At 66.7% G+C, this 12,814-nt stretch carries 15 protein-coding genes; 6 read left to right on the plus strand and 9 right to left on the minus strand.

Annotated elements, in window-relative coordinates; genetic code table 11:
- Positions 1 to 255: 255 nt before the first annotated feature.
- From FHR22_RS16435 to FHR22_RS16455, 5 genes are all read right to left on the minus strand, one after another.
- Positions 256 to 2,070: an ABCB family ABC transporter ATP-binding protein/permease gene (locus FHR22_RS16435; RefSeq protein WP_166944792.1), complete on the minus strand. Its 1,815-nt coding sequence runs from the start codon at positions 2,068 to 2,070 to the stop codon at positions 256 to 258.
- 241 nt (positions 2,071 to 2,311) lie between these two features.
- Positions 2,312 to 2,461, minus strand: a complete 150-nt coding sequence (locus tag FHR22_RS16440; RefSeq protein ID WP_166944793.1) for a hypothetical protein — start codon at positions 2,459 to 2,461, stop codon at positions 2,312 to 2,314.
- Positions 2,462 to 2,565: 104 nt separating this feature from the next.
- Complete coding sequence (locus FHR22_RS16445) at positions 2,566 to 3,141, minus strand: LptA/OstA family protein (RefSeq protein WP_208417760.1); 576 nt, start codon at positions 3,139 to 3,141, stop codon at positions 2,566 to 2,568.
- Positions 3,138 to 3,776 carry an LPS export ABC transporter periplasmic protein LptC gene (lptC, locus tag FHR22_RS16450; RefSeq protein WP_166944794.1) on the minus strand — a complete coding sequence of 213 codons (639 nt, stop codon included), beginning with the start codon at positions 3,774 to 3,776 and terminating at the stop codon, positions 3,138 to 3,140. The genes FHR22_RS16445 and lptC overlap by 4 nt, the downstream gene beginning before the upstream one ends.
- 29 nt (positions 3,777 to 3,805) lie before the next feature.
- On the minus strand, positions 3,806 to 4,423 hold the full coding sequence (locus FHR22_RS16455; RefSeq protein ID WP_166944795.1) for a ribonuclease D: 618 nt from the start codon (positions 4,421 to 4,423) through the stop codon (positions 3,806 to 3,808).
- A gap of 261 nt (positions 4,424 to 4,684) precedes the next feature.
- Between FHR22_RS16455 and FHR22_RS22575 the strand changes: the two genes are divergently transcribed.
- The gene (locus tag FHR22_RS22575) at positions 4,685 to 5,479 is read left to right on the plus strand and encodes a cold-shock protein (RefSeq protein WP_166944796.1); all 795 of its coding nucleotides are present in this window, start codon (positions 4,685 to 4,687) and stop codon (positions 5,477 to 5,479) included.
- 412 nt (positions 5,480 to 5,891) lie between these two features.
- On the opposite strand, the gene FHR22_RS16465 is transcribed toward FHR22_RS22575, so the two are convergent.
- The 4 genes from FHR22_RS16465 to FHR22_RS16480 form a co-directional block, all read right to left on the minus strand.
- Entirely contained in the window at positions 5,892 to 6,353 is a 462-nt protein-coding gene (locus FHR22_RS16465; RefSeq protein ID WP_166944797.1) for a Dps family protein, read from the minus strand.
- 105 nt (positions 6,354 to 6,458) lie between these two features.
- Positions 6,459 to 7,022 (minus strand): TMEM165/GDT1 family protein, encoded by a 564-nt coding sequence (locus tag FHR22_RS16470; protein ID WP_243853790.1) that lies wholly within the window; start codon positions 7,020 to 7,022, stop codon positions 6,459 to 6,461.
- 61 nt (positions 7,023 to 7,083) lie between these two features.
- Entirely contained in the window at positions 7,084 to 7,413 is a 330-nt protein-coding gene (locus FHR22_RS16475) for a hypothetical protein (RefSeq protein WP_166944799.1), read from the minus strand.
- 325 nt (positions 7,414 to 7,738) lie between these two features.
- A complete protein-coding gene (locus FHR22_RS16480) occupies positions 7,739 to 8,383 on the minus strand; it encodes a GGDEF domain-containing protein (protein ID WP_166944800.1) in 645 nt (214 codons plus the stop codon).
- Positions 8,384 to 8,564: 181 nt separating this feature from the next.
- On the opposite strand from FHR22_RS16480, the gene purE reads away from it, so the two are divergent.
- Genes purE through FHR22_RS16505 form a run of 5 tightly spaced genes read left to right on the plus strand, consistent with a single transcriptional unit; the run spans position 8,565 to position 12,796 of the window.
- Complete coding sequence (purE, locus tag FHR22_RS16485) at positions 8,565 to 9,062, plus strand: 5-(carboxyamino)imidazole ribonucleotide mutase (protein WP_166944801.1); 498 nt, start codon at positions 8,565 to 8,567, stop codon at positions 9,060 to 9,062.
- Positions 9,059 to 10,138 carry a 5-(carboxyamino)imidazole ribonucleotide synthase gene (locus FHR22_RS16490; protein ID WP_166945067.1) on the plus strand — a complete coding sequence of 360 codons (1,080 nt, stop codon included), beginning with the start codon at positions 9,059 to 9,061 and terminating at the stop codon, positions 10,136 to 10,138. The genes purE and FHR22_RS16490 overlap by 4 nt, the downstream gene beginning before the upstream one ends.
- Positions 10,135 to 10,629 (plus strand): dihydrofolate reductase, encoded by a 495-nt coding sequence (locus FHR22_RS16495; RefSeq protein WP_166944802.1) that lies wholly within the window; start codon positions 10,135 to 10,137, stop codon positions 10,627 to 10,629. Before FHR22_RS16490 ends, FHR22_RS16495 begins: the two co-directional genes overlap by 4 nt.
- Entirely contained in the window at positions 10,629 to 11,870 is a 1,242-nt protein-coding gene (locus tag FHR22_RS16500) for a dipeptidase (protein ID WP_166945068.1), read from the plus strand. The genes FHR22_RS16495 and FHR22_RS16500 overlap by 1 nt, the downstream gene beginning before the upstream one ends.
- Entirely contained in the window at positions 11,867 to 12,796 is a 930-nt protein-coding gene (locus FHR22_RS16505; protein ID WP_166944803.1) for a bifunctional riboflavin kinase/FAD synthetase, read from the plus strand. Before FHR22_RS16500 ends, FHR22_RS16505 begins: the two co-directional genes overlap by 4 nt.
- Positions 12,797 to 12,814: the final 18 nt, after the last annotated feature.

Below are 12,814 nucleotides of genomic sequence, written 5' to 3' on the forward strand. Positions count from 1 at the left end.
CCGCCCGTCGATCGGATGCCCTTGGAAAGGCGGCCGATGCCCCAACCTTTTCTCTTCGCTGGGTGAAGATGCGGAGCCCGCGGGGGAATGACGGCTATGGGGTGGGGAGCGGACGCTGCTTTCTACAGCTTCGTCATCCCGGGCCTGACCCGGGATCCCGCTTTTTGAGGGCATCCGGCGGTGTTCGAGGTCAAGCGGGACCCCGGATCAAGTCCGGGGGGACGAGGAAGGATAACGTCCGCAGGGGACTCTACCCTAAACCGTCCCTTCTTCCTTCTCCGCCTGCTGCCTTGCCCACATGTCGGCATAAAGCCCGCGAATCGCCAGCAGCTGATCGTGCGTCCCCGTTTCCGCCACCATGCCCTTGTCGAGCACGATGATCCGGTCCGCCCCCGTCACCGTCGACAGACGGTGCGCGATCACCAGCGTCGTGCGCCGCGCCGCGATGCGTTCGAGCGTGTCCTGGATCGCCGCCTCGGTGCGGCTGTCGAGCGCGCTGGTCGCTTCGTCGAGGATCAGCACCGGCGGGTTCTTGAGGAGGGTGCGCGCGATCGCGACGCGCTGTTTCTCGCCCCCCGACAGTTTGAGCCCGCGCTCGCCGACCTCGGTGTCATAGCCCTGCGGCAGCAGCGCGATGAAGCCGTCGATCGCCGCGCCCTCGGCCGCCGCGGCGACACCCTCGGCGCTCGCCCCCTCGCGGCCATAGGCGATATTGTAACCGATGCTGTCGTTGAACAGCACCGTATCCTGCGGCACGATGCCGATCTCGGCGCGCAGGCTTTGCTGCGTCACCCTGGCAATATCCTGCTCGTCGATCGTGATCCGGCCGCCCTGGGGATCGTAGAAGCGGAAGAGCAGCCTTGCGATCGTCGACTTGCCCGCGCCCGACGGGCCGACGATCGCCAGCGTCTCGCCGGCGCCGACCGCGAAGCTGACCCCGTTCAGGATCGTGCGGTCGGGTTCGTAACCGAAGACGACATTGTCGAACGCCACCGCGCCGCCGTTCACGACGAGCGGCCATGCGTCCTCGACGTCGCGCACCTCGGGCGGGGTATCGATCAGGCGGAACATCGCCTCCATGTCGATCAGCCCCTGGCGGATGACGCGATAGACCATGCCGAGCATGTCCAGCGGGCGGAACAGCTGGGCGAGCAAGGTGTTCACCAGCACGACGTCGCCGACCTTGTACTCGCCGGTCGACCAGCCCCAGACGGTGTACGCCATCGCCCCCGCCATCGCGGCGTTGGTGATGAAGCTCTGCCCGACGTTGAGCCACGCGAGGCTGTTCTCGCTCTTCACCGCGGCGCGCGCATATTGGTCGGCGACGTCGCGATAGCGCGCCGCCTCGCGTTCCTCGGCGCCGAAATATTTGACCGTCTCGTAATTGAGCAGGCTGTCGACGCTGCGCCCGACGGTCAGCGTGTCGAGGTCGTTCATCCGCACCCTCAGCGCATTTCGCCAGTCGGTCACCCGCCTCGTGAAGATGATGTAGAGGACGACCATCAATGCAGTCGCACTGGCGAGCCCGAAGCTGAACTTGCTCCAGAAGATCACCAGCACCGCAACCAGTTCGATCACCGTCGGCGCGATGTTGAAGAGCAGGAAATAAAGCATCGTGTCGATGCTCTTGGTGCCGCGCTCGATCACCTTGGTGACCTCACCCGTCCGCCGCGCGAGGTGGAAGCGCAGGCTCAGCGCGTGCAGATGGGTGAAGGTCGCGATCGCGAGCTCGCGCGTCGCATCCTGCCCGACCCGCTCGAACACCACATTGCGCAGATTGTCGAACAAGACCCCGGCAAAGCGCGCGCCGGCATAAGCGAGGACAAGCCCGATCGCGAGCGCGACGCCTTCTTCCATCCCCGGCGCCATCCGGTCGATCGCGGCGCCGTATAGGAAGCCCATCGACAGCTGCACGCCCTTTGACGCGAGCACGATGAGCGCGGCGAGGACGATGCGGACCTTATGTTCGGTATGCCCCGCCGGCCACAAATAGGGCAGGAAACGCTTCAGCGTCGCAAGGACGGGCGGTTCGCGGCTGGCGTCGGCGCTGGTGGAGGTATCGGGCGGCATGCGCGCCCCATGTAGGGAGGCGGATAGCTTACGCCAAGGAAGCTTTGTTACGCGAAGGTGGTGCCTGTTTTTGTTTCACGCGAAGACGCGAAGACGCGAAGAAGATTTTTATCGCGGCGAAGCCGCTTTGATTGCTGACGCACCGGTTTCGCAATGCGGTTGGTATAGCGCCTGACGGCGCGGCACTATCTTCGCGTCTTCGCGTCTTCGCGTGAAATATTTCAGCGCCGCCTCCGCAGGATCAGCGCGTATCGCGATACCCCGCGCGGCGCATCAGGCGGTCGATCAGCCGCCGTTCGCCGGGCGTCGGCCCGGGAAGTGCCGGGGTTTCGAAAGGTTCGCGGCGGCTAGACACGGGACGCCGCGGCGGAGCAATGGGCGGAATGCGCATGACCTAAGGCCTTTTTGCGCGGCATCGCCCCCTGGCACCGCGGGTGGTTGGTCCCCGCAGGCAGACTGTAGCGGCCATGCTTTCGGCAAAGCGAAAAAGCCTGGTTACTGCTTTCTTTCCGGTACCGTGAACGTCCCCGTCACGCGGCCGCCGGTGCCGCCCTGTACGGGGTTGCCGTCGGGGCCTCTGGCGGCGCCGCGGCCATCGACCGTCGCGCGCCCCGAATTGAGGTCGATCACCAGCCGTCCGCCGCGCAGGTGATTGCCGCGCTGGTTCAGTTCGACATTGCCGACCATCGTGATCAGCCGCCGGTCGAGATCGTAGATCGCGACATTGCCCGACGCGCGTTCGTCGCCCTTGACCACCGTCACCCCGCCGGTCGCGTCGAGCCGGTTGACGTCGGTGCCGCCCTGCCGTGTGTAAGCGACGGTCATGCGCGGCGCGGTCACCGTCAGCCCGGCCTGCGTCACCCGGACATTGCCCGCGAGCACGACGCGATCGGACCGGTCCTGCACCTCGATGCTGCCCGCCGCGAAATCGACCGGCGCGCTGCTGTTGTGGTTGGCGAGCGCCTGCGCCTGCGCGGCGTCGCCCGATCCCGTCGACACGAGCGCGAGCCCGGTCAGCGCGAACGACGCGCCCGCAAGTGCCATGCTCTTCATGGTCCAGAGGCGGTTCATTTGAGCACTCCCTGATTGATCCTGAGCCGCGCATTGCCCGACAGGCGGACGATCCGCTGGTCGAGATCGGCGGTCAATTGATTGGCCGAAAACGGCCCGATATTCAACGCGCCGTTGACCCCGCCGCGCCCGACGAGGCTGCGGCTCTTGAGGTCGATCGCGACATTGCTCGCATCGATGCGATAGCCGCCGGCGCTGCGCACCTTCACCGTTCCGGGGACGTCGACCTTTTCGGTGTCCATATTATAGGCGCCGTTCGCCGCGGCGATCGTCGCCGGGCCGTCGGCCAGCTTGATCGCACCCGACAGCTCGTTCATCTTGACGATCGGTTCGGCGCTCGACTGCTGCACCGCGCTGCCGGCGAGCAGGGCAAAGGGCTGCCCCTTGGCATCCTGGCCGCGATATTCGGCGCGCGTCACCTTCATCCGCTCCTTCGCCATCTCGACCTTGTCCTTGGCGAGCAGGAAGCTGATTTCGGTGCGCTGGGTGAAGGGCGAGAAGATCAGGATCGCCGCGACGACGCCGATGACCAGCGGCAGGCCATAGCGCAGGATGCGCACGACCTTGTCGTGGCTCGACCCCTTGGCCGCCCACATCCGGCGCATCGTGCGATCAAGGTCGGCGCGTTCGGACATGCATCAGGACCTTTGGCGAATCGCGGTCATCATGTGTGCGCGAAGATATCGACCTCGGGCCAGCCGGCGAGGTCGAGCGCGGCGCGCGTCGGGAGGAAGTCGAAACAGGCCTGCGCGAGTTCGGTGCGGCCTTCGCGCGCCAGCCGGACGTCGAGCACCTCCTTCATCGCGTGGAGGAAGCGCACGTCGCTCGCCGCATAATCGCGCTGCGCCTCGCTGAGTTCGGCCGCGCCCCAGTCGCTCGACTGCTGCTGCTTCGACACGTCCTGGCCGAGCAGTTCGCGCACCAGTTCCTTGAGCCCGTGACGGTCGGTATAGGTGCGGATCAGCTTCGAGGCGATCTTGGTGCAATAGACGGGCGCGGTCACGACGCCGAGCGCCTGTTGCAGCGCCGCGATGTCGAAGCGCGCGAAATGGAACAGCTTCAGCCGATCGGGATCGGTCAATATCGCTTTCAGCACCGGCGCGTCATAAGCGCTGCCGGGGCCGAAGCGCACGAGATGCTCGTCGCCCGACCCGTCGCTGATCTGGACGAGGCAGAGCCGGTCGCGCAGCGGGTTGAGACCCATGGTTTCGGTATCGATCGCGACCGCCCCGGGACCAAGTGCCCCCGCGGGCAAATCTTCTTCGTGGAAATAGACGCTCATTCGCCCGCCTTAGGCCAAGCGGCGGCGGCGCTCAATGGCTGGTTTGGGGTCCGCTGCACCACCCGGGCGCGGGGGACGGCAAAGTGTGGAAAATCCTGCAACAGGGGCTTGAATTTTCTGTTCGCAGCGGCCCCGTAAATAGGTTATATATTGCGTTCTTGGCGGCACGGGGCGAGTCTGTGCCCGTGGTGAACTGCGTCCCCGTCCGGCGCAAGAGCCGTCTGAATGGGTGATGGACGAACCGAAAGCGACTATTAGACTATGAGTTTCAACAAGGATCGCCGCGGCCCGCGGGGGCGCGGCAAGCGCGATGATTTCGGCAATTTCGACAGCTTCGAACCTGCACCCTATGGCGGCGACAGCTACGGCGGCGGCAATCGCGGCGGCGGCTTCGGCGACCGCGGCGGCTTCGGCGGCGGTGACCGGGGCGGTGGCTTCGGCGGCGGCGATCGCGGCGGTTTCGGCGGCGGTGATCGGGGCGGCGGTGGCGGCTTCGGCGGCGGACGCGGCGGCGGCATGCCGGCGCAGGTCGTCGGCGAAGGCAATGGCACGGTGAAATTCTTCAACGCAGCCAAGGGCTTCGGCTTCGTCGCCCGCGACGATGGCGGCGAAGACGTGTTCGTGCACATCAGCGCGGTCGAACAGGCGGGGCTCCAGGGTCTCGCTTCGGGTCAGCCGATGGCGTTCACGCTCGTCGAACGCAACGGCAAGGTATCGGCCATCGATCTGAAGATCGAAGGCGAACCGATGCCGGTCGAGGAATTCGCTCCGCGTCGCGATGATCGCGGCGGCGACCGTCCGGCTCCGGGCGGTGCGCGCGGCCGGCGCCAGCTGACCGGCGAACGCACCTCGGGCACGGTGAAGTTCTTCAACACCACCAAGGGCTTCGGCTTCATTGCGCGCGATGACGGACAGGCCGACGCCTTCGTCCACATCAGCGCGGTCCAGCGCGCCGGCATGGCGGGCCTCGAAGAAGGCGATCGCGTCGCTTTCGACATCGAGGTCGACGACCGCGGCAAGTTCGCCGCGGTGAACATCCAGCCGCATCAGGACTGATCCGGCGCGGAAAAGCAAAACGGAAAGGGCGGCCCGCGGGGCCGCCCTTTTTGTTTGGGCCGGTGGCGGAATGGCGGGTAGCGGCCGGAAGCGGCCCTATAAATCATCGTCACCCCGGACTTGATCCGGGGTCCCGCTGGACGTCGAAAACTGCTGGTGCCTCAAAAAAGCGGGATCCCGGGTCAAGCCCGGGATGACGAAAAAAGGTAGGAAGCGGCCGGTTGCTGCCGTTTGCATTTTCTATCGGTGTCATCCCCGCGAAAGCGGGGACCCAGGGCTGCGCAATACCGCTCTGGGTCCCCGCTTTCGCGGGGATGACAAAGATTGGGTGTGCATGACGAACTTTGAACGTCCGCTCTCCACCCCAATGCCGAAGCATCACACCCACGCGACCTGGGGGCGGACCGCCGCCTCAATATCCCAGCGTCGCCTCGAGGAACCAGATGCGCTGCTGCGTTTCGTCGGCCCAGCCGTCGACCAGCCCGCTCGTCGCGATATCGCCTGCGGCCTCGGCCGCGGCCTTCGCCTCCTTGATCTGCGCGAGCAGCGTCTTGTTGTCGGCGGCGAGCGTGCGCACCATGGCATCGGCCTTGATGCCCGCCGCATCATCGTCCTTGATCGACTGACGGCGCGCAATATCGCCGACCGAGCGCAGCGTCGCGGCGCCGTTCTTGCGCACCCGCTCGGCGATCAGGTCGGTGGTCGCCAATATCTGCGTCGCCTGTTCATCGAACAACAGGTGCAGTTCGCGAAAATGCGGGCCCTGAACGTGCCAGTGATAATTTTTGGTCTTGAGATAGAGCGCAAAGCTGTCGGCAAGCAGCGCGTTCAGCGCATCGGCGACGGCGGGCTGGTTGTTCTGAAGGTCGGACATGGGAGAATCCTTTCTGTTGTCCCGGTGATATAGCTTGCGGGACCGCGGATTACCCATGAGGGCTCTGGATCGCTATTATCGAGAAAATCGATCAGAGCGGAAAATTCAGGCCGCGCCGCCAATCAGGCCGAACGCCCCCATCGCGGTGCGCAGCCCCCAGAAGGCGAGAATAGCAGCGCTGACCCAGCAAATGATCCGCGCCGCGCGCCGTTTGCGCAGCGCCGGACCGAAGGCGAGGAAGGGCAGCATCGCGATCGTCCAGCCGATCAGGCCGCCCGCCGCCGCCCACAGTCCCGCGCCGCTCGTCGCGGCGAGCGCACCGATCAGGAAATGGCTGCGGTCGCCGAATTGCGCGGCCAGCATGCGCCCCGCGAGGATGGCGGGCGGCGCGTGCTCGATGCTTTCGCCGGGCGCGGCCCGGTCGCGCCACAGGAGCGCGACGACCGCCGAGGCCATGGCAAAGGCGACGAACAGCGCCGCGACGCCCTGTCCGATCATCCGGTTGGCGATCGAACCCGCGACCGCCGCGACGAGCGCGTTGGCGATAAACGCGCCGAACGCGATGACGGTTACCGTGCGGCGGTCGGGCCGCACGCTCAGCAGATGCGAAAGAAAAGACCCCGTTCGTCCGTCGGCATTGGCGAGCGCCACCGCGACGAGGGCCAGCATGATGGCGTCCATGGTCTAGGAGCTTCTCACATTCGCAACGTCATGGCGATGTCATTGGCCGTCAATGTCCCAACCGCATCGCGACCGAGGCCAGCCATGCTTCCTGCGCCGCGGCGGGCAGGGGGCCCTGCGGCGCGCTTGCGGCGTCGCTCATCGCATCGAGATAGGTCAGGATCGCGGCGCGATATCCGCCCGCCGCGACGGTCGATTCGAGCCGGCTCGCCAGCGTTTCGACCGCGACGAAGCCGTGATCGCGCGCCAGGCAACGGATATCGTCGATGCCCTGGACGATCTGCGCCAGCGCGCAATGCGGCAGCGCCTCGGCCAAAGCGCCGATCTGGCCGGTGATCCGGCCCTGAATGTCGTGAAAAGGATCGCCGTGCGTTCGCATGCTACACCCCCTATGGTCCAAGGGTGACGATGCGCTTATTTGGTTAACAGGTGGTTTAGGGTCCCGCCGGGCGATGCCGTCCTCTTTGCGAATTCGGGATGGGATTGGCGGGTATCGGCCGTTAGCTGCGTTCCCTCTTTCGTCACCCCGGACTTGATCCGGGGTCCCGCTTGAAGTCAAAGACGGATTATGCGGTCAAAAAGCGGGATCCCGGATCAAGTCCGGGATGACGAAGGTGCGTTAAGCAGCGTCCGCTCCCCACCCCAAAAGCCGACGGTCTGCACCACATTTGCGATCGATAGGATTATCGAATGTCAGGCCCAGCCTAACGGTGGAAGCGCGGCCCGTCCTGCCCCTGCTTGCTACGATACATGTCGCGATCGGCCGCTGCCAATATATCGGCTTCGGCCATGCCGATCTGCAGCATCGCGACCCCGAAGCACGCCGACAGCGCGATTTCATGCGTGTCGTAAAGCGCCGGACCGGCGCTCAGCACCTCGCCGAGTCGCGCGACCTGGGCGCGCGCACCGGCTTCGGTCGACTGGTCGAGGATCAGCCCGAACTCGTCGCCGCCGATCCGCGCCGCGACATCGGTCGACCGAATCGACGTGGCGAGCCGCGTCGCGACCTCCATCAGCGCGAAATCGCCGGCGGCGTGGCCGAAACTGTCGTTGATATATTTGAGCTGGTTGACGTCGACGAAGACCACCGCGGCGCATTCGGCGTGGCGTTCGAAGCGCGCGAGTCGCTGGTGGATCGCGGTCAGGAAATAGCGGCGGTTGAACAGCGGGGTCAGCGTGTCGCGTTCGGATACGCGTTCGAGTTCGGCAACGGCGATCTTCAACACCCGGTTTTCGCGGCGCAGCGCGTCGCGTTCCCGGCGCACTTCGCGCAGTTCGTCCTCGATGGAGACGATCGGAACGACGCCGAACTGGTCGACCGCGATCCGTGCCCCCCCTACGCTATCCATTCCTTGTCCCCGGTGCGAACCCACTGGCGGCCGACCCGATGCCGACGACCTGATGGGGCGGGTGTACTCCCGACATGATACCAATCAGTAAACAGCCGCGCCGCACGCCGTTGCCCGCACGCAATGCAGTCGCTAGGGGGAATGCGGCAGCGGTGAATCGCGCCGAGAGGAGGGTCGGGTAATGGGCGAAAATGCGCCGCGGATAGGGGTCATCATGGGCAGCCAGTCGGACTGGGCCACGATGACGCATGCGGTCCAGATCCTCGAGCTGTTCGATATCGCGCATGACGTGCAGATCGTTTCGGCGCACCGCACCCCCGACCGCCTGATTGCCTATGCGAAGGACGCCGCGGCGCGCGGGCTGAAGGCGATCATCGCGGGCGCCGGCGGCGCGGCGCACCTGCCCGGCATGGTCGCCGCGATGACGCGCGTGCCGGTGCTCGGCGTTCCCGTCCAGTCGGCGGCGCTGAACGGCGTCGACAGCCTTTATTCGATCGTCCAGATGCCCGGCGGCGTCCCGGTCGCGACCTTCGCGATCGGCAAGGCGGGGGCGACCAACGCCGCCCTGTTCGCCGCCGCGCTGCTCGCGAACGACGACCCCGCGCTTGCCGAAACGCTCGACGCGTGGCGCGCCGAACAAAGTGCCGGCATCGCCCCGACCCCGGTTCGCGAGGGCTGACGTTGCTGGCACCGGGTTCGACCATCGGCATATTGGGCGGCGGCCAGCTCGGGCGCATGCTCGCCGTTTCGGCGGCGCAGCTCGGCTATCGCGTCCATATCTATGCCCCCGACGCCGAAAGCGTCGCCGCCCATTGCGCCGCGCATCATGTCCAGGCGGCGTGGGACGACGAACCGCGCCTCGCCGCTTTTGCCGCGCATTGCGACGTCGTCACCTATGAATTCGAAAATGTGCCCGTCGACACGGTGCGTTTCCTGTCGGGGCATGTCGCGGTCCGCCCCGGCGCCCCGGTGCTCGAAATCGCGCAGGACCGGCTGGCCGAGAAGAATTTCGTCGCCGGGCTCGGCGGGCGACCCGCCCCCTTCGCCGCGGTCCCCGACCGCGCCGCGCTCGACACCGCGCTCGAACGCATCGGCGCGCCGGCGATCCTCAAGACCGTCCGCATGGGCTATGACGGCAAGGGCCAGGCGCGGCTTGCCACGGCCGCCAATGCCGATGCCGCATGGGAGGCGATCGGCCGCCACGCCGCGGTGCTCGAAGGCTTTGTCACCTTCGCGCATGAATTTTCGGTGCTGATGGTGCGCGGGATCGATGGCGAGACGCGCTTCTGGGACAGCCCGGTCAATGTTCACGAGCATGGCATCCTGGCGACGTCGAGCCTGCCGCCGCCGGGGCAAATCCTGGACCAGCAGAACGAAGCGCGCGCGCTGCTGGCGAAGATCGCCGAAGAACTCGACTATGTCGGGGTGCTGACCGGCGAGTTTTTCGCCACCGCTGACGGCTCGATCTTCAACGAAATGGCGCCGCGCGTCCACAACAGCGGCCACTGGACGATCGAAGGCGCGGTGACGAGCCAGTTCGAAAATCATATTCGCGCCGTCGCCGGCCTGCCGCTCGGCGACACCGCGACCGTCGCGCTGCCGGTCGTCATGCGCAACCTGATCGGCCACGACATCGACGGGGTGCCGGACCTGCTTGCCGACGGCGCGGCGCATGTGCATCACTATGGCAAGGCCGAGGTGCGCCCCGGCCGCAAGCTCGGCCATGTCAGTTGGGTCGGAGCCGAACCCGCATGAACCACCCCGAAATCACCCTGATTCTCGCGCGCGCGGCGAATGGCGTCATCGGCGCCGGCGGCAAGATGCCCTGGCACCTGCCCGCCGACCTGCGCCGGTTCAAGCAGCTCACCATGGGACGCCCGATGATCATGGGGCGCAAGACGTTCGACAGCCTGCCTGCGGTGCTCGAAGGCCGCCGCCACATCGTGCTGACCCGCGACCCCGGCTGGCAGGACGAGAATGCCGAGGTCGCGCACAGCGTCGACGAGGCGCTGCGCCTTGCCAACGCGCCGCAGGCGATGGTGATCGGCGGCGCCGAAATCTACGCCCTGTTCCTTGACCAGGCCGACCGCATCGAACTCACCGAGGTCGCGATCGAGCCCCGCGGCGACGCCGCGATCCCCTATCCCGACCCCGCCGCCTGGAAAGAGGTCGCGCGGGACAATCACCCCGCCGACGACGCCGGGCGCCCCGCCTACAGCTTCGTCACTTTCGTACGGAACAGATGATGCGCCGCTGGCTGCTTGGCATATTGATCGTCGCGCTGCTCGCCGCGCTCGCTTTCTTCACGCTCGCCCCCGGCATGCTCGAGCGCAGCATGAACAAGGTCGACGGCAAGCCGCTGCCGACGATCAGCGCGCATGCCAAGGCGCTGCACCAGACGCTGACGATCGTCGACCTGCACAGCGACAGCTTGCTGTGGAGCCGCGATTTCCTCGATCGTGCCGGGCGCGGCCATATGGACCTGCCGCGGCTCGAGGACGGCCACGTCGCGCTGCAGGTGCTGGCGAGCACGACCAAGTCGCCCAAGGGGCAGAATTACGACGCCAACGGTGGCGACACCGACAATATCACCGCGCTGGTGATCGCGCAGCTCCAGCCGGTGCGGACATGGAATTCGCTGCTCGAACGCTCGCTGTGGCACGCCGAAAAGCTGCACCGCGCGGTCGCGGCATCGAACGGCCAGCTCCGCGCCGTCGCCGCATCCGCCGATATCGACGCGCTGCTCGCCGCGCGGGCGGGCAAGGCGGTGCCCGTGGGTGCGATGCTGAGCATCGAGGGGCTGCACGGCATCGGGGACGATGTCGGAAAGCTCGACAAGCTCTACGCCGCCGGGTTCCGGATGGCGGGGCTGACCCATTTCTTCGACAACGACCTCGCGGGGTCGATGCACGGGCTGAAGAAAGGCGGGCTCACACCGCTCGGGCGGCAGGTCGTGCAGGCGATGGAAGCGAAGGGGATGATCGTCGACCTCGCGCATTGCAGCAAGGCGTGCGTCGCCGACATTTTGCAGATCGCGCGCCGCCCGGTCGTCTCCAGCCACGGCGGCGTGCAGGCGACGTGCCGGGTCAACCGCAACCTCGACGACGCACAGATTCGCGGGCTGGCGGCGACCGGCGGGCTGATCGGCATCGGCTATTGGGACGCCGCGGTCTGCGATACCTCGCCCGCGAGCATCGCCAGGGCGATGAAGCATGTGAAGGACCTTGTCGGTATCGGCCATGTCGCGCTCGGCAGCGATTATGACGGCGCCACCACCGTCCGTTTCGACACGTCGCAGCTGGTGCAGGTGACGCAGGCGCTGATCGACGCGGGCTTCAGCGACGACGAGATTCGCGCCGCGATGGGCGGCAATGCGATTCGCGTGCTGAAGGCGGGGCTGGTCCCGCAGACGCCGCCGCCGGGCGCGCTGTCGGACCCGGAGGACGTGCCGCATTCGGCGTTATCGGAACCCGGCAAGACGCCATGATCCGCCTCGACGGCCATCAACGCATCGCCGGCCCACTGCGCCACGGGGTGATCGCGCTCGGCAATTTCGACGGCTTCCACGCCGGGCACCAGGCGGTCGTCGGCCGCGCGGTGCGCCATGCGCAGGACGAGGGCCGCCCCGCGATCGTCGCGACCTTTGACCCGCATCCGGTGCGCTTCTTCAAGCCCGACGTCCCGCCATTCCGCCTCACCACGCTCGACCAGCGGCAGGAGCTGTTTGCCGCCGCGGGCGCCGACGCGATGCTCGTGCTGCCGTTCGACGCCGCGCTCGCGGGGACGAGCGCCGAGGATTTCATCACCGCCCTGCTGCTCGATCGCTACGGCGCCGCCGGGGTCGTCACCGGCGCCGACTTCGTCTTTGGCAAGGGCCGCGGCGGCAATGTCGTGACGCTTGCCGACCATGCCCGCCGCCTCGGATTCTTCACCGAAATGGTCGCGCCCGTCGACGACGCCGACGAAGTGATTTCGTCGAGCCGCATCCGCGACGCGCTTCACGCGGGCGACTGCGCCACCGCCGCGCGCCTGCTCACGCGCCCGTTCACCGTGCGCGGGATCGTCCAGCACGGCGACAAGAACGGGCGGCTGCTGGGGTTCCCGACCGCGAACATCGACATGGGCAATTATCTGCGCCCGCGCTACGGCATCTATGCGGTGACCGGCCGTCTCCCCGACGGGCGCATTCTGAAGGGCGCCGCGAATCTGGGTATCCGGCCGAGTTTCGACCCGCCGAAGGAATTGCTCGAACCGCATTTTTTCGACTTTGCCGAAGACCTTTACGGGCAGGAAATCGACGTCGCTTTCCATGCCTTCATCCGGCCCGAGGCGAAGTTCGACGGGATGGAGGCGCTGATGGCGCAGATCGCGGCCGATTGCGACGAGGCGCGCAAATTGTTGGCGGACATATAATTTCCTCGTCATGCCGGA

The sequence above is a fragment of the Sphingopyxis panaciterrae genome, from assembly GCF_011762125.1.
GTDB classification, from domain to species: domain Bacteria; phylum Pseudomonadota; class Alphaproteobacteria; order Sphingomonadales; family Sphingomonadaceae; genus Sphingopyxis; species Sphingopyxis panaciterrae.